The following is a 16,602-nucleotide window of genomic DNA, read 5'->3' as shown; positions in this document are numbered from 1 at the left end:
GATAGCGGGGATCGGTACGACGCCGGCAGCCAGTACGGTGTCGCCCCTGAGGTCATTCCCCGGAAGGGTTGGGAGCTGAGGAGATCGGCTCGTGGACCTCGCCGACTGCATCGACGGATTCATCGGGAGCCTCAGCGATATCGGTGTCGTCGAATTGTGCGGAGTCTTCCTGGGCGGTGCCGTATTCGATGTCGCGCTGGACGGGTTTGCCCATGGCGTTCTCCACGAGTTCACAGAGCCTGCGCCGCCGGTCGGTGAAGAAGGTGGCGAATTCGTCCCGACGGAGCGCCTCAGCGGAAATGAGGTGAGAGTCCAGCACCGCGTCAAGCACCTCGGAGGAAATCTGGGCCTTACGTTCAATTCCCGGTAAGTAGATGCTCGGGGCGCGGCCACCGATGCTGCGGTTGGTCTTGGCACTGATGGCAGTCTTGTTGATGATAGATTCGCGGTACTCCGCCGGGACGTCCCGGTCAGTGCACCACTTCTGCGGGAAGATGTGGTGAATATCGACTTCCAGGGCGGCGTGCTGGGCCTTGTCCAGGCGCTTGTCTTCCATCCAATCGCGGGCCTCATTGGCCAGCAGCAGGGCATAGATCCCCTTATACGCCGCAGCGTTACGGGTGCGCAGGGAGTGGAGGCGGGACTCTGCGAAGGCGGCTTCCTGAATGGTGCTGGGAATCCCGGCCTCCGGTTTTTGCATGGCCCAGTCAGGGACTTCTTGCACATCACGGGCGAACCGAGTGGCTGTGGTCCCCCCGTAGAGTTCGCCCAGCACCCCAGACCAGAACCACTGAATGATCCGGTCGCGGGGTCCACGCAGGTCGGCGTTGTCCTGCATGAGGACTTTCATCACCGCTAAAGGGATCAGCTGAGTGCGGTAGGGCAGGAAGCGGGTGTCAAAAATGTGCCGGTCAGCGAGGAATCCGGCGATCCAGATGAACGCCTCCCGCAACGGTTCCACCCACCTGAGGTAATCACTGAGGGTGAGTTTCAGCATGTCCTCACGACGGGCAGAGACGGCGGAACGGCGCGTGCCCTCCTGATTCTTCTGACGCTCCAGGGTGGTCAGCAAAGTGACTGCTTGCAGGAAGTCGGTGTTCTCCAGGTCGTGGAGCACCGGGTACGGGGCGAAGAGTTCCTGGGTGGCTCGCCAGTCGTCGTTGAGCCGGAAGTCGGTACCGTACTTCTCGTAGTGAACTTTGTCCCCGGCGAAGGTGGCGGTGAGCAGCTCGAACACGTTCAGCGGCAGCCCACCGGTGTTCACCTTCTCAAAGACAGTGGCCACTGCCGCTTTGGAGGTGTCCCGGTCCAACTGGATGGCAGGGATGGAGTACTGCCGGGCGGGGCTGAAGATCCGTTCGTGGAAGGCCATGCTGAGTTCACGGTTCTCCATGCCGAGGATCCACCGGGCTCCACCGTCGGAGTAGAGCTCGCTGAGGGGAAAGTAACCCTGTTGTTGCTGAAGTTCCTCGGTGGAGAGGTCGAGGACGACGTCGCGGTTGAAGTTGGTTTTGATCTTGCCGTCGGCGTCCACCGAGATAACGGCGTCGTCAATACTGTCTTCGCCCTCCAGGGCTTTGGCGATGTCCACGAAGTATCGGCGTTGCAGTAATTTGCCGCGCGAGTCCTTGGTGGCGACGACGCCGTCTCCGGTGAGCGCCTGGGTCATGGAGGTCAGCCGCTGCTGGCCGTCGAGCAGCAGTTGTTCGGGTTCAACGGATTCGGGAAGGGTGACCCCTTCGACGGGTCGTGGTTTGAAACGGACTTCGTCATTATTCGTGTCCAGCAGCATCACGACTCCCATGGGGTGGCCTCGCAGAATAGTGACCAGCAGTTGACGGATGCGCTCGTCATCCCATTTGTATCCGCGCTGGAAGTCCGGCAGCTGGATTTTGCCGCTGGTTGTCTTCTCCAGGTATTTGCTGAGGTTCTCCTGCGGAGTCTGGAAGCCCATAACCACACCCTAGCGAGCAGGCGAGACACGCCGAGGGACCCGAAGCCTGTATGACGCCTGAACGCGTCATACGGTCAAAGCTGGGAGGGGGTTCGCCAGGTTCGGGTTCTCTGGATGCGGGGTTTCATCGGGCAGGGTTTCACCGGATGTACTGTGCATCATCAGCGATCACGGTAAAAGACCCATCCGGTGTGGGGATAGTCCCGTAGCGCAGGGAGGTCACCAGGGGTGTCCTTTCAGGTGGCGGCCGTTTCTGAGGGTTCCAGCTCTTTGATCGTGAGGGCGACCCAGATGAATGAGCGACCGTTCTCTTCTCTGATTCCGGTGCGGGCGGGGTTGCCCGGCGCATCGGAGAGCGCGCCCCGGCGGTCCGCTTCTTCCAGGAACAGCACGGTCCGGGGGTCCATGTGTTCGCCGTACTCGGAATCAGCAGGATCAGCTTCCCATTCGGCCTGGAGTTCATACCGGGCGGGCAGGACACCGGTCTCGATGCCGTCGCCGCCCCACGCGGCGGGAAGTTGCGCATCAACAGGGTAGACCGTGAGTATCTCGTACCGGCCCGGGGTGGGCCCTTCCCTGCCGGTTGTCCACGGGTGTCCGGTGATGGTGATCCCTTGGTCCTGGAGCCGGTGCCTGAGGTGTGTGGCTTGCTGGTCGAACAGGGTGTGGACGGCTTCTGGGTCGTCGTCGAGTCGATCGAGGTCGTCGGTGGATAACTCCAGCACTTGGGCTACCCATGGTTGGGCAGGTTCTTGTTGTTCTGTGACTCCCACGTGAGCCTCTAGGTGGGCGAAGAAGGTCTGAGCCTGGGCGTGCTGTGCGTCCTCGTGCTCCCGCTGCGCCAGGATTTCCTCTCGATGCTGGATCAGCGCCTGTTGGGGGTCAGTCTCTAGTGCCTGACGGACCGCGTCGACTCCTAGCCCGGCCTCACGTAGGACTTTGATGATCGTGGCGGGGCGGAGCTGTTCGACCTCGTAACGCCGGTATCGGGAGTATGGGTCGACGGAGGCGGGTTGAAGCAGGCCGATCTCGTCGTAGTGCCGGAGGGCTTTGACAGTCAGGCCTGTGGTCGCTGCGAATTCTCCAATGCTGTACATGGTTTTCAGTATCCGGTCTCCCCCAACGGGAGGCTCAAACGCTTTTGCGACGCCGGCAGTTCAGACGCCACAAACGGGTGGGTTATCTCCTGCGGCGGGGGCTCATGTGGGCCAGCGCGACACTGGTGAGACATATTGCCCCGCCGATGATGGCCAGCACCGGTGGTAGTTCTCCCTCATCCCGCAGGCAAGGACCGCGGGTCGAGGACGGCACTGAGCATCGCCAGGGTCTCAGGGACGATGGCGTAGTAGGACCACTTGCCACGCTGTTCGCGGGTGACGAGCCCAGCGTCAACGAGCTGCTTCATGTGATGTGACACCGTGGGCTGGGACAGCCCGACCGGCTCGGTGAGATCGCATACGCACGCTTCGGCTCCGGACTGCGCGGCGATCATGGACAAGAGCCGAACACGCGTGGGGTCGCCCAACGCCTTGAACATCCGCGCCAATTGCTTCGCATCCTCTGCTTCCATCACGCCCGCAGTCACCGGCGCGCAGCAATCGGCCTGGTCTGTGGTCAGCAGCGGCATCGAAGTCGTCATACTCCGACACTACGACACACATTGACACATGTCGATGTATCGACGATCATCAATACAATGTGTATGGATCTACCATGAGCGGAGCACGCGGTGAACGAGGAGCCCACAGGCCAGGAGGCCAAGCTGCGGGATCAGGTCCGTGCCCGCTACGCAGAGGCCGCGACCGCGGTTACCGCCGGCACCCGAAACACCACCTTGCTCATCGAGGACTCCTGCTGCAGCCCAACCGTTTCCTCGTGTGACGGCACGAACGCCTCGACCAAACGGAGCTTTGGTGCCGGTCTCTACGACGCGACCTCCGCCGCGGACCTCCCCGTTGAGGCAGTCGAGGCGAGCCTGGGTTGCGGCAACCCGACTGCGGTTGCCGAGCTACATGAGGGCGAGCGGGTGCTGGACCTGGGCTCGGGCGGCGGGATCGACGTGCTGTTGTCGGCGAGGCGAGTTGGTCCCACTGGGTTCGCCTACGGCGTCGATATGACTGACGAAATGCTGTCGCTGGCCCGCGCGAACGCCACCAAAGCTGGAGTGACCAATGTTGCGTTCGTCAAGGGCGCCATCGAGGACATCCCGTTGCCTCATGGCGCTGTGGACGTGGTGATCTCCAATTGCGTTATCAACCTGTCCACTGACAAGCCCGCCGTACTCGCAGAGATGTTCCGTGTCCTGGTCCCGGGCGGTCGCATCGGCATCTCCGATGTGGTCGCTGAAGACCACCTCACTGCCGAGGAGCGAGCGGAGCGCGGATCCTACGTGGGTTGCATCGCTGGCGCCCTTTCGCGATCTGAGTATCTCGAGGGTCTCGTCACTGTCGGGTTCACCGACCCCAGTGTGGAGTTCACCCACGAGGTCATCAACGGGATGCATGCCGCCATCGTCCGGGCCACGAAGCCGGTGGTCTAACCCCCGATGGACGCATTCAGCATTGCTGGCGCAACGAGACCCAGGAGTACCTCATGACCAAGAAAACCCCCACTGTGCTGTTCGTCTGCGTCCACAACGCCGGACGCTCACAGATGGCGGCCGGCCTGCTTGACTATCTCGCCGCGGGCCGGGTCGAGGTCCGCTCTGCAGGGTCCGAACCTGCCGACCAGCTCAACCCCACCGTCATTGAGGCGATGGCAGAGGTCGGCATCGACATCACCGCCGAACAGCCCAAGCTCTTGAACACCGACGCTGTGAAAGCAGCCGATGTGGTCATCACGATGGGTTGCGGCGACACCTGCCCGGTCTTCCCCGGCAAACGCTACGAGGATTGGGAACTCGACGACCCCGCCGGACAACCCCTCGAGACCGTGCGCACCATCCGCGACGAGATCGAACACCGCGTCCGCGACCTCATCACACACCTGACGTAACGAGACTGGGCCATCACCGGAGCCTCTAGCGGCCTGAGAACGACAACTCAGGACATCGGTCTCAGAAGTCCCAGTTCTAGACTTCTAGAAATCCCAGTCCTCGTCCTCTGTTTCCACGGCCTTGCCGATCACGTAGCTGGAGCCAGAACCGGAGAAGAAATCGTGGTTCTCATCCGCGTTCGGGCTCAGCGCAGAGAGAATCGCCGGGTTCACGTTCGTCACCTCAGAGGGGAACATCGCCTCATAACCGAGGTTCATCAGTGCCTTGTTCGCGTTGTAATGCAGGAACTTCTTCACATCCTCAGCAAGCCCGACACCGTCATAAAGGTCATGGGTGTACTGGACCTCGTTCTCATACAACTCGAAGAGCAAGTCAAAGGTATACGCCTTCAACTCCTCCCGGCGGGCCTCAGTCTCCTGCTCCAAAGCGCGCTGATACTTATAACCGATGTAATACCCATGCACCGCCTCATCACGAATAATCAGCCGGATGACATCGGCCGTGTTCGTCAGCTTCGCCCGCGACGACCAGTGCATCGGCAAGTAGAAACCCGAATAGAAGAGGAAAGACTCCAGAATCGTAGAAGCCACCCGCTTCTTCAACCCATCATCGCCGTGATAGTAATCCATGACGATCTGGGCCTTACGCTGCAGATTCGGGTTCTCCTTAGACCACCGGAAGGCGTCGTCAATCTCCTTCGTTGAGCACAGGGTGGAGAAGATCGAGGAGTACGACTTCGCGTGCACCGACTCCATGAAGGCAATATTCGTCAACACCGCCTCCTCATGCTGAGTCAGCGAATGCGGAATCAGCGCCACAGCACCCACCGTGCCCTGGATGGTATCCAGCAACGTCAGCCCCGTGAAGACCCGCATGGTGAGGACCTTCTCCTCCTCCGTCAGGGTCCCCCAACTGGGAATGTCATTAGACACCGGGACCTTCTCCGGCAGCCAGAAATTGTTGACCAGCCGGTTCCAGACCTCACCGTCCTTCTCATCCTGAAGCCGGTTCCAGTTAATCGCCTCGACGTGGTCGAGCAGCGTGGAGGAGCTCGGTGCTTCTGCTGAAGTCGTCACGCGCTTTGGTGTCCTTCTATCTGTGGTGCCTGATGATGTCTTAAACCGATGGTGCGTCGTCGTGGGCTATCCCCCGGGTGCCTCACAGCATGCAGGAGACGCAGCCCTCAACCTCAGTGCCTTCCAGGGCCAGCTGACGCAACCGGATGTAGTACAGGGTCTTGATGCCCTTCTTCCACGCGTAAATCTGCGCCTTATTGATGTCCCTGGTGGTGGCGGTGTCCTTGAAGAACAAGGTGAGGCTCAGCCCCTGGTCCACATGCTGGGTCGCCACCGCGTAGGTGTCGATGATCTTCTCGTACCCGATCTCATAAGCGTCCTGGTAGTACTCCAGGTTCTCGTTGGTCAGGTACGGGGCCGGGTAGTACACCCGCCCGATCTTGCCCTCCTTGCGGATCTCAATCTTCGAGGCCACCGGGTGAATCGAGCTCGTCGAGTTATTGATGTAGCTGATCGAACCGGTCGGCGGCACCGCCTGCAAGTTCTGGTTGTAGATGCCGTACTTCTGCACCTGCTCCTTCAGCTCCCGCCAATCCGCCTGGGTGGGGATCCGCACGTGGGAGAACAGCTGCCGGACTTTCGCCGTCTTCGGCTCCCACACCTGGTCGGTGTACTTATCGAAGAACTCCCCGGTGGCGTACGTGGAACGTTCGAAGCCATCGAACGTCTGGCCCGTCTCCTTCGCCAGCAGGTTCGAAGCCCGCAGGCAGTGGTACAACACCGTGTAGAAGTAAATGTTGGTGAAGTCCAGGCCTTCTTCGGAACCGTAGTGGATCCGCTCCCGGGCCAGGTACCCGTGCAGGTTCATCTGCCCCAGACCAATGGCGTGAGAACGCTTGTTCCCTTCCGCTATGGACGGTACCGAGTCGATGTAGGACATATCCGAGACCGCAGTCAGCGAACGAATGGCGGTCTCCACGGTCTGGCCGAAGTCCGTGGAGTCCATCGTCTTCGCGATGTTCAGCGACCCCAGGTTGCAGGAAATGTCCTTACCCACCTGCGCGTATCCCAGGTCAGCGTTGTACTCACTGGGTTCAGAGACCTGAAGGATCTCCGAGCACAGGTTAGACATGGTGATCCGCCCGTCAATGGGGTTGGCGCGGTTCACCGTGTCCTCAAACATGATGTACGGGTAACCGGATTCGAACTGGATCTCCGCCAGAGTCTGGAAGAACTCCCGGGCATTGATCTTGTCTTTGCGGATCCGGGCGTCGTCGACCATCTCGTAGTACTTCTCCGTCACCGAGATCTCGCTGAACGGCTTGCCGTAGACGCGCTCCACGTCATAGGGGCTGAAGAGGTACATGTCTTCATTCCGCTTGGCCAGTTCAAAGGTGATGTCGGGAATGACGACGCCGAGAGAGAGTGTCTTAATGCGGATCTTCTCATCCGCGTTCTCCCGTTTAGTGTCCAAGAAACGGTGAATATCCGGGTGGTGAGCGTGTAGGTAGACCGCACCAGCGCCCTGACGGGCCCCGAGCTGGTTGGCGTAGCTGAAAGAGTCCTCCAGCAGCTTCATGACCGGGATGACACCGGAAGACTGGTTCTCAATCTGCTTGATCGGTGCCCCGTTTTCCCGGATGTTAGTCAACGACAGCGCCACTCCCCCGCCGCGTTTGGACAGCTGGAGTGCGGAGTTGATGCCCCGGGCGATGGACTCCATATTGTCTTCGATCCGTAACAGGAAGCAGGAGACCAGCTCACCGCGCTGTTTCTTCCCAGAGTTCAGGAAGGTCGGGGTCGCCGGCTGGAACCGCCCGGAGATGATCTCCTCCATGATCCGCACGGCGAGATCCTCATCGCCGCGGGCCAGGTGCAGGGCCACCATGCAGACCCGGTCCTCGAACCGCTCCAGGTAGCGCTTACCGTCAAAAGTCTTCAGCGCATACGAGGTGTAGAACTTGAAGGCTCCCAGGAAGGTGGGGAACCGGAACTTGTGGGCGTAGGCCTCATCCCACAGCCGGTGGATGAACTCCCGGGAGTACTGCTCCAGTGTCTCGGGCTCGTAGTAGTCGTTCTCCACGAGGTAGCCGAGTTTCTCATCGAGGTCGTGGAAGAAGACCGTGTTGACGTTGACGTGGTCAAGGAAGTATTTCCGCGCCGCGAGCTGGTCGGCCTCGAACTGGATCTCCCCGTTCGGGCCGTAGAGGTTGAGCATCGCGTTGAGCTCGTGGTAGCTCAGTCCCTCCCACTGCGGCGGGACGTCCTTGGCCAGAGGCTGGTCCTCTACACGGCTGAGAGGCTTGACTGCTGTTTCCAAAACTCTTCCAATCCCTGACGGACGGTGGACACGTCGTGCTCGGTGCCCATCAGTTCGAACCTGTACAGATGGGGGACTCCGCATTTGGCGGCGATAATGTCACCGGCAATGCAGTAGCTTTCCTGAAAATTGGTGTTGCCCGCTCCGATGACTCCCCGAAGGAGCCGTCGGTTGGACTCGACATTGAGGAACTTGATGACCTGCTTCGGCACGGAGCCAGATCCGCCGTCGGCCCCGTAACTGGGGACCACCAACACATAGGGTTCCGTGGCCTGTAAGGTCTCCTCCGCGGTGCGCAGGGGTAGGCGCGCCGTTTCCCCGTCCGGCAGCTGCAACTTCTCCACAAACCGGTGCGTGTTGTTCGACACCGAGGAGAAGTAGATCAGCTGGGCTGAGGTCATCGTTGCGGTGGTCATGCATTCACCCCTTCACCGCATCGGCGGTCTTTAGGCTGCGGCGGCCTGGACCTGAGTGGCCAGGGCGGAGATCTTGTCCGGACGGAAACCGGACCAGTGGTCGTCTTCGGTGATGACGACCGGGGCCTGCATGTAACCCAGGGCGCGCACCCGCTCGAGGGCCTCAGCATCCTGGGAGATGTCGACGGTCTGGTAGGTGACGCCGTTCTTGTCCAGAGCCCGGTAGGTGGCGTTGCACTGCACGCATGCGGGCTTGGTGTAAACGGTGACGCTCATGCTGATCCCCTTTAGGCTTCTCGGCTTCGCTTCAGTAGCGGTGCGATCTCACCGCTGGCGTGTTCCAATACTACATCTTGGGTCCGACTCAGTCAGCAACCACTAGATGCTGTACTCACATCAGTGTAGTTTTCCACCGCCTGTGCACAACGATGTGGACGGTGTGTTGCCCGGAAACTCAGCGAAGTACGACGCCGGTCCACAGCTGTGGAGGAAAAACTCCCCAGAACAATCCATCGTCTCCACGGTGTGTCGTGGCGTGTCGGATCGCTCAGGGACTTCACAGAAGACACCACTACAGTCGAGAATCGAGTCGTTGCACTACCTGCTCGAGGGAGAGACCGATGCCGAAAGGCCCGCAGACCGAGGAGCTGCCTGCGGCCGACGACGCCGCGCACAGTACCTCACAGGAGCTCGCCAGCCCTGAGGACGCCGTCGCCGAAAGCGACCTCTACCGTCAGCTGCTCGACCAGCTGACCTCCAATGCCGATGGGAACAACTCCACCGTCAACCGGATGGTCGATATCCGCCGGCAGCTCACCGAGTTCCAGCTGCACTACAAATTCGGCATGGACGAGGTGCTCACCAAGATCAACGTGTTGCGTGAGGAGTTCGAACACACTCGCGACTACTCCCCCATCGAGCACGTCAATTACCGGTTGAAGTCCTTGGAGCGGATCCTCGATAAAGTCCAGCGCTATGGTGCCGAGCCCACTTTGGAGGGCATCCGTCACGCCATCCGGGATATCGCCGGGATCCGTATCACCTGCAGCTTCGTCTCTGATGCCTACTGGGTGGCCGAGATGCTCTGCTCCCAGCCCGATGTGCGGGTGGTGGAGGTCAAGGACTACATCCGTACCCCGAAAGTCAACGGCTACCAGAGCCTGCACGTGATTCTGCAAGTGCCGGTGTTTCTGTCCAACCGGACAGAGTTCGTCTACGTCGAAGTACAGATCCGCACCGTGGCCATGGACTTCTGGGCCTCCCTGGAGCACAAGATCTACTACACCTACGACGGCGAAGTGCCCTCCGATATTCTCGACGAGTTGCGCGACGCCGCCGATAAGGCCGCCGAACTGGACCAGCAGATGGCTGAGATCCGGGATAAAGTCACCGCCCTGCGCCAGCAGGCCCCCTCAGCCGACCAGCCGGACCCAGCCCAATGGTTCGCAGCCCGCGACGCCGCCGGGGACCCGGACGCCCCCCAGGCCGATCCGCAAGGCAACTCCTCAGAAGACCGCACCCGAGATGGCCGTGCCAGTGCTGACGGTCCTCGGCGCCGCAGCCCAGTGTGGAACTGGGATGACATTGTCCGCGACGCCGAAAACTAGCCTGCGGATCACCGCCTCACCCGCTCGCACAGGGTGATGAGTGCTTGGAATACTCCGCGAAGTGGTGGATGGGTCCGTGACCTTCTCCCACCTCGAGATGCTCTGACTGCTCCAGAGCCGCGGTGACCCACGGTTTGACCTCATCCAGGGCTGCGTTCCAGGTGAACCCGCGGGCCCGCAGCGCGGTGAACGCCGCGGAGACCGAGCATCCGGTGCCGTGGGTATTGCGGGTCTGCACCCGCGGGGAGGCCAGACTATAGGCCGCCGGGCGAGCGCCGTCACAGGCGGGGAAAACGAGGGTGTCGACGACGTCGTCATCGGTGAGGTGCCCGCCTTTGGCCAGCACGACGACGTCGTGGGTATCGGCCACCTGCTCGGCCTGGCGGACCAGTTCCGCGTCGGAGTCAGCCGGGGGGGCACCGGCGATCAGCGCCAACTCCGGGGCGTTGGGAGTGATGAGGTCAGCCCGGTCCAAGAACCTGATGAGCGCCTCTTCGGCCTCGGCTTCCAGCAGCCGGTCTCCGCTGGTGGCCACCATGACCGGATCCACGACCAGCACAGGACCGGCAGCACCGTAGGTGTCGTCCCACCACTGTTCGACCGTCTCGATGATCCCCGTGGTGCCGAGCATGCCGGTTTTCACCGCATCGACGGCGACATCATCACTGACGGCATCCAGCTGGGCGCGCAGAAACTCCAGTGGTGGGATGTGGATCTGCCGCACCCCCTGGGTGTTCTGGGCCACCAGGGCGGTGATAACGCACATGCCGTAGGTACTGAAGGCCGCGAAACTCTTCAAGTCGGCCTGGATCCCGGCACCGCCGGTGGGGTCAGTCCCGGCGATGGAGAGCACATTGGGGACAGTGCGCGGTGAGATGTGGGGGGTCTGGCTCATGAGCATTCCTCCGCGGGTGTTAGCCCGATCAGGTTCGGCGGGTGTGATCTCAGCCCACCGATCGGCGGCGGGCACCCCGTGCTTGCCGCAATACGCTACCAGTCTCCGCGAGCACCACCGCCCCCCGGGTGTCCCCCTTACTCGAGGATGGCGTGTGCCCCGTCCCGGCGGGGGTCGTCGGCCCCGGTGATCTGCTCGGCCTCGTAGTCGATCTGTAGCACCTGGGCGGAGCCATAGGTCGAAGACGGCCATAGCTCGGTGTCCCAACCAGTTTCCTGCAGCTGGCCGATGACCTCATCGGGGTGGCCTTCCTCCAGGTAGAGGGCCTCTCCCTCACCACGGAAACGCAGGCTGGTGACCGCCTCTTCAAGCGGAATGTCCTGCAGCCCCCACTGGATGATGATGTCGGCGATGATGTTGAGGATCTGCTGCCCCCCGGGGGTGCCGACCCCCAGCACAGGCCGACCGTCAGCGTCGAGGACCATCGTCGGGTTGGACCAGGTCACTGTCCGGCGCCCCGGTTCGGGCTGGTTGGCCGGGGAATCGATGTGCTCAAAGCGGTCCAGGGCGTTGTTGAGGAAATAGCCGTCCACGGCCTGCCCGGAGCCCCAGAAGTCAGTGATCGTGTTCGTCATCGACACCGTCAGCCCGTCCTCATCGACGACGACGATATGCGTCGTGTTCGCATGCGCGGGCTCCTCCCCAGCGCTCAGCTGCGCAGTATCGCGGTCTGTGCTGTTCAGCGGCGCGGAGGCTGCAGCGGGACCAGGGACTTCGAGCTCCGCATTGGCCGCTGGGTCGGTGATCTCATCGACGGGGACTTCCACGAAGTTCGGGTCCCCCAGGTCGGTGAAGATCGTTTCCTCCGCCACACCCCAGGCCCGGGAGAGCGTATCGATGTACTCAGCTGACCCCGGTTCCATCTCCGCGATCCCCTCGGCCTCGGCGATCTGCAGCATCTGAATCAGCGCCGGCCCGGGAAGCGAGGGAGAGGCGGAGACGACGTCGTAATCGCCCACTTCTCCGGTCACCGGCTCCGAGGTAATGACCTCATAGGATTCCAAACTTTCGGCGTCGATCCCCTCAGCCTGCTCCACCAGGGAGGCGGCGAGTTCACCGGTGTAGTAGTCCTCCCAGCCGGCGTCGATGAGGCGTTCCATGGTCTCGGCCAACTCGGGTTGGACCAGGTCGTCACCGGCCTGCAAACTCGCGCCATCGGGAGTGAATGCCTCCAACTCGGCGAGATACTCGGGCCCCTGCCCGGTGGTGATGCGCTCAGCGAGGTAATCGGAGACTTCGAATCCTTCGTCAGCCAAGACCCGGGAGGGTTCGAGGACTTCCTCCCAGCTGAGCTGGCCGTACTCCTCGTGCAGTTGTCCCATTCCCGCGACGAACCCTGGGATGCCAGTTCCGGTGTCGGGGATATCACCGTCGTTGTTGACCACTTCGCGGTAATCGTAGAAGACCGGTTCGCCCTCCGGTCCGGCGAGGATCGCGGAGCCGCCCCCACCGATACCAGAGGCAACCGGTTCGATCACCGCCACTGCGAAGGAGGCCGCCACGGCAGCATCAACGGCGTTTCCGCCCTGGGCGAGGATCTCCTCCGCGGCGGCGACGGCCTCTGGGTGTCCGGCACTGACCGCCTGCTGGCTGAGATAGGGCTCTCCGGCGTCGGTGTCCTCCTCGTCCGGGTCCGCCTCGGGCACATCCTCTGGATCCAGGTGCTCTCCGGGCTGAGTCTCCTCGGCCTCCTCCGCCGGGGGAGGCTCTTGGTCGGTCAGGCCGCAGCCAGTGAGCACCAGTGCGGCAGCAGCGGTGCCCGCAAGGGCCGGGCGGAGAGCCTCAGTGCTCTGCAAGATCATCACGTCATCACCCCATGGAACATCAGTGGTCTTCAATGGAAACGGACAGTCGGATCACAGACGGGCAGGAAGATCACCAACTTCAGGCGGCTCTTCACACCGATCTACCCGGTTCACGGTGGATCCGCTGAAAACGACGGTGGCCGCCGAAGCCGAGGCAGTGGGGGTGGGCGCATGAGGTACTCCAGGGGCCCGGTGCGCCGGATCATCGACCACACCAGGCTCAGCACCACCAGAACGACGATGATGCCCACGCTGGCCAGCAGGCCGGTGCCAGCCTCATCCGGTCCGGGGCGCACCAGGAACGCAATGAGGAGTAGGTGTGCGGTATAGGCGGTCAACGGCATACGCCCTACGGCCTCAAAGGGTGCGGTGACACGGCCCAGGTGCGGCACCACCAGAAGCAGCAGACCCACAGCCAGTACCGCGGTTCCGGTGGCGCTGACCAACCACAGCGGCATGTGGGAGTGCCCACCGGCGGTGAGCAGGCGGTCATAGTCCACACTTTCCGGCTCGGGAGCACCATAGATGAACTGCAGTCCCTCCGCCACGGCGTATCCAGCCAGTCCCGCGATCGCCCCGTAGATCACCAGAGCCCACTGGGTGCTGCGGCTGCGCAGGTCACGCTGCCCAACCCACATCCCCACCAGGAACGGCACCGCCCAGACGATCACCGGGTAGGGGCCGGTCAGAGTGACCGAGGCAAGAATCTGTCCCGGGGAGTCTCCGAAGCGGGCGGCGTCGTCCTTCTCCTCGACCCCTCGGTTCACTGCGATCCACACCAGCGGGCCGACGACGGTGAGCACCCCCGCGGTGGTCAGCACCGCCCAGGAAGGCACACGCAACCCCGGGATGGCCACCAGGAACAGGACGGAGTACACGGTGAGGATGACATTGACCTCATGGGGCAACGGCTGCAGGGCCAGCCCCAGCAGGAACAGCACCGCCGCCCGCCACAGCAGAGTCCCGGTGACGCTGCGCCCAGCAGAGCGGGTGCCGGCCAGCAGCACCACGCCGAGTCCGGCTAAAAGGATAAACAGCACAGAGGCTCGTCCGTAGAGCAGCTGCATCGGCCAGGAAGCGGGCCCTTCGGCCAGGACAGGGCCCACATTGACGATCACCATCCCGAAGACAGCACCGGCACGGGCGACGTCGAGAGCCGCCAAACGGGAGGTGCTCCGGGGGCGCGTAGTCACTGCGAGGAAGCTAGTCAGTACACCTTTGCTGTGGCTGGATGACAGGTAACTGTCAGCTCAGAGAACGATCCAGCCAAGGAGGCCTGCGGCGATGACCACCGCCCAGGCGGGGATCTTCCAGCTGGACAGCGCAATGAACGCAGCGATGGCAACCACCAGCGCCTCAATACCGACCTGAAGCACCCCTTCGGTAAAGACCGGGGTGTAGAGCGCGGCGGCGAGAATCCCGACCACTCCGGCGTTGAACCCGTCCATGGCCCGGCGGGCAACCCGATTGGACCGCAGTTGCTCCCAGAAGCTGAGGCAGCCCACCAGTAGCAGCCCTCCGGGCAGGAAGATCGCCACCACGGCGATCACCGCACCGAGCACCCCAGTGGTGTCGGTCTCCGCTGAGGCCCCGAGGAACGCAGCAAAGGTAAACAGCGGCCCCGGCAGCGCCTGCGCGGCCCCGTACCCGGCGAGGAAGCTATCGGCGTCCACCAGCCCGGGGTGCACCGTTTCGGCCTGCAGCAGCGGCAAGACGACGTGTCCGCCGCCGAAAACCAGGGACCCGGCCCGATAGAACGTATCGGCCAGGGTCAGCCCACTGTGTTGGGTGAGGGCCACCAGCCCCGGTAGTCCTGCCAGCAGGGCACCGAAGAGCACCAAACATGCCACTGCCACCGGGCGGGGAATCCGCACGTGGAGAGTGTCGGCCTCGGTACTGGTCTGCTGTTGCGGCCGCAGCCAGATCAGCCCGATGACCCCGGAGAGCGCGATGGCCCCGACCAGTACAGCGGGGTGAGGGGCAAGCAGCACGATGATCGCCGCTAACGCGGCGATCGTGGCCCGCGGGGCGTCCGGGGTCATGGACTTGGCCATTCCGAGCACTGCATGGGCGACCACGGCGACTGCGGCGGCTTTCAGCCCGTTGATCCACCCGGCATCGGAGAGGTCTCCGGCGGCAGCCACCCCGTAGGCGAAAGCGATCATGAGCACTGCTGAGGGCAGGGTGAAGGCGAACCAGGCTGCGAAGAGCCCGCCGGGACCGGCGCGGTGCAGTCCCAGGGCCATACCCACCTGGGAGGAGGCCGGCCCGGGGAGGAACTGGCACAGCGCCATCAGGTCGGCGTAGGCGCGTTCACTCAGCCACTTGCGTCGCTCGACGAAGGCCTCCCGGAAGTACGCCAGATGCGCCACCGGACCACCGAAGCTGGTCAGCCCCAGGCGGAGGAAGACCCAGAAGACCTCCCACACGCTGCCTCCGGCTTCCCTGACCGGACGGTTTTGTTCGGTGTCACTCATCAGTACTAGTCAACTGGGGTGAGGTGAACTCCGGGTGAACACCACTGAGGAGCCTCCACCTCGTAGCGCTCCGGGGCCGGTCACAGGATGAACTCGGCCACTACCGGGAGGGTGACCAGGCTCAGGGCCGTGGAGAGGACCAAAATGGCTGCGGCGAGGCGGCCGTCGCCGTCGTACTCTTCGGCGAAGAGGAACACAGTGGTGGAACTGGGGGTGGCCGCCATAATAATGAGCACCCCGGCCCAAACCGGTCCCAGCTGGTCGTAGAACGGCAACACCGCCGCCCAGGTGATGACGGGCAAGATGAGCAGCTTGGCCGTGGCACCGAAGATGACGGGGGCTGCCGGCGCCCCGCCGCTGCGCACTCCGGCCAGTGCCGGATGTAGTGCCAGACCCACGCAGAACAGTGCCAGCGGCACCGCGGTCTGCCCGATCATCTCCACCGGCTCGTTGAACAGCGCCGGCATCTGAACAGGGGTGAACACCGTTAACAGAGCCAGGAGGATGAATCCGAGTACCGGGTTGAGCAACACCGCCCGGCGCAGGATCGGCCACAACCGCTCGCGCCAGAGTTGCCGGAGGTTCTGTGGTCGCCCGGATGAGGCCCGTGAGGCGTGTACCGCGGTACGCACCATGGGGTAGGCGTTCATGAAGAAGACATTGTGGGCGGTGTGTACCAGCCCGGCGACCAACCCCGCCTCGGGGCCGAGCACACCTACTGAGATCGGGATGCCGAAGTACCCCACATTGCCGAAAGTCCCCGCCAAGGAAGCCGGACCCGCGTGGTCCCGCCAGCGTCCCACCGCGCGGCAGAGCAGGTAGAGCCCCACTGCCAGCAGGGGTGTGAGCGTCAGCGGGATGAGCAGTCCCACCGCCGGGAAACTGCCCAGTGGCGGGGCGCTGACCATGGTGGTGTAGATGAAGCTGGGCAACGCGAAGTAAAACACAAAGGCGTTGAGGTGCCCGGCGGCCTGCCGGAACCGACCCACGAACCCGGCACCGAAACCCACCACGATGAGCAGGAACATCGGTGCGATGACCGTGAGCATCTCAGCCA

General features: G+C 62.8%; 15 protein-coding genes and 1 riboswitch. Of the genes, 3 read left to right on the top strand and 12 right to left on the bottom strand.

Going from position 1 to position 16,602, the window contains the following annotated elements; genetic code table 11:
• Nucleotides 1–52: 52 nt before the first annotated feature.
• From H578_RS0106530 to H578_RS0106515, 3 genes are all read right to left on the bottom strand, one after another.
• Nucleotides 53–1,954: a GmrSD restriction endonuclease domain-containing protein gene (locus H578_RS0106530; protein ID WP_022872890.1), complete on the bottom strand. Its 1,902-nt coding sequence runs from the start codon at nt 1,952–1,954 to the stop codon at nt 53–55.
• A 236-nt stretch (nt 1,955–2,190) separates the two neighbouring features.
• Nucleotides 2,191–3,051: a MerR family transcriptional regulator gene (locus H578_RS15560; protein ID WP_022872889.1), complete on the bottom strand. Its 861-nt coding sequence runs from the start codon at nt 3,049–3,051 to the stop codon at nt 2,191–2,193.
• A gap of 176 nt (nt 3,052–3,227) precedes the next feature.
• Complete coding sequence (locus H578_RS0106515) at nt 3,228–3,593, bottom strand: ArsR/SmtB family transcription factor (RefSeq protein ID WP_022872888.1); 366 nt, start codon at nt 3,591–3,593, stop codon at nt 3,228–3,230.
• Between the two features lie 90 nt (nt 3,594–3,683).
• Between H578_RS0106515 and arsM the strand changes: the two genes are divergently transcribed.
• Nucleotides 3,684–4,493: an arsenite methyltransferase gene (gene arsM / locus H578_RS0106510; RefSeq protein ID WP_022872887.1), complete on the top strand. Its 810-nt coding sequence runs from the start codon at nt 3,684–3,686 to the stop codon at nt 4,491–4,493.
• 53 nt (nt 4,494–4,546) lie between these two features.
• Nucleotides 4,547–4,948 carry an arsenate reductase ArsC gene (locus H578_RS0106505; protein WP_022872886.1) on the top strand — a complete coding sequence of 134 codons (402 nt, stop codon included), beginning with the start codon at nt 4,547–4,549 and terminating at the stop codon, nt 4,946–4,948.
• A gap of 84 nt (nt 4,949–5,032) precedes the next feature.
• Here H578_RS0106505 and nrdF read toward each other — a convergent pair whose 3' ends face one another.
• From nrdF to nrdH, 4 genes are all read right to left on the bottom strand, one after another.
• Entirely contained in the window at nt 5,033–6,025 is a 993-nt protein-coding gene (gene nrdF, locus H578_RS0106500) for a class 1b ribonucleoside-diphosphate reductase subunit beta (RefSeq protein WP_022872885.1), read from the bottom strand.
• Between the two features lie 82 nt (nt 6,026–6,107).
• Complete coding sequence (gene nrdE, locus H578_RS0106495) at nt 6,108–8,240, bottom strand: class 1b ribonucleoside-diphosphate reductase subunit alpha (protein WP_028464011.1); 2,133 nt, start codon at nt 8,238–8,240, stop codon at nt 6,108–6,110.
• A gap of 11 nt (nt 8,241–8,251) precedes the next feature.
• Nucleotides 8,252–8,701, bottom strand: coding sequence for a class Ib ribonucleoside-diphosphate reductase assembly flavoprotein NrdI (gene nrdI, locus H578_RS0106490; RefSeq protein ID WP_022872883.1), 450 nt, complete (start codon nt 8,699–8,701; stop codon nt 8,252–8,254).
• Between the two features lie 30 nt (nt 8,702–8,731).
• The gene (gene nrdH, locus H578_RS0106485; protein WP_022872882.1) at nt 8,732–8,977 is read right to left on the bottom strand and encodes a glutaredoxin-like protein NrdH; all 246 of its coding nucleotides are present in this window, start codon (nt 8,975–8,977) and stop codon (nt 8,732–8,734) included.
• A 344-nt stretch (nt 8,978–9,321) separates the two neighbouring features.
• Between nrdH and H578_RS15555 the strand changes: the two genes are divergently transcribed.
• Nucleotides 9,322–10,308 carry a GTP pyrophosphokinase gene (locus tag H578_RS15555; RefSeq protein WP_022872881.1) on the top strand — a complete coding sequence of 329 codons (987 nt, stop codon included), beginning with the start codon at nt 9,322–9,324 and terminating at the stop codon, nt 10,306–10,308.
• A 16-nt stretch (nt 10,309–10,324) separates the two neighbouring features.
• Here the strand turns inward: H578_RS15555 and thiD are convergent, their stop codons facing one another.
• The 5 genes from thiD to H578_RS0106455 form a co-directional block, all read right to left on the bottom strand.
• The gene (gene thiD, locus H578_RS13810; protein WP_245554930.1) at nt 10,325–11,203 is read right to left on the bottom strand and encodes a bifunctional hydroxymethylpyrimidine kinase/phosphomethylpyrimidine kinase; all 879 of its coding nucleotides are present in this window, start codon (nt 11,201–11,203) and stop codon (nt 10,325–10,327) included.
• A riboswitch (TPP riboswitch) is annotated at nt 11,192–11,292 on the bottom strand. (Overlaps the previous gene by 12 nt.)
• 48 nt (nt 11,293–11,340) lie before the next feature.
• The gene (locus H578_RS0106470) at nt 11,341–13,065 is read right to left on the bottom strand and encodes a gamma-glutamyltransferase (protein ID WP_022872879.1); all 1,725 of its coding nucleotides are present in this window, start codon (nt 13,063–13,065) and stop codon (nt 11,341–11,343) included.
• 113 nt (nt 13,066–13,178) lie between these two features.
• Nucleotides 13,179–14,261 carry a DUF418 domain-containing protein gene (locus tag H578_RS13805; protein ID WP_156837238.1) on the bottom strand — a complete coding sequence of 361 codons (1,083 nt, stop codon included), beginning with the start codon at nt 14,259–14,261 and terminating at the stop codon, nt 13,179–13,181.
• A gap of 57 nt (nt 14,262–14,318) precedes the next feature.
• A complete protein-coding gene (gene chrA / locus H578_RS0106460) occupies nt 14,319–15,545 on the bottom strand; it encodes a chromate efflux transporter (RefSeq protein WP_022872877.1) in 1,227 nt (408 codons plus the stop codon).
• Nucleotides 15,546–15,625: 80 nt separating this feature from the next.
• Nucleotides 15,626–16,594 carry an AEC family transporter gene (locus tag H578_RS0106455; protein ID WP_245554935.1) on the bottom strand — a complete coding sequence of 323 codons (969 nt, stop codon included), beginning with the start codon at nt 16,592–16,594 and terminating at the stop codon, nt 15,626–15,628.
• Nucleotides 16,595–16,602: the final 8 nt, after the last annotated feature.

It is taken from the genome of Nesterenkonia alba DSM 19423, assembly GCF_000421745.1.
Classification (GTDB): Bacteria; Actinomycetota; Actinomycetes; order Actinomycetales; family Micrococcaceae; genus Nesterenkonia; species Nesterenkonia alba.
The sequence above is the reverse complement of the archived record's forward strand: the minus strand, read 5'-3'. Positions and strand labels throughout refer to the sequence as shown.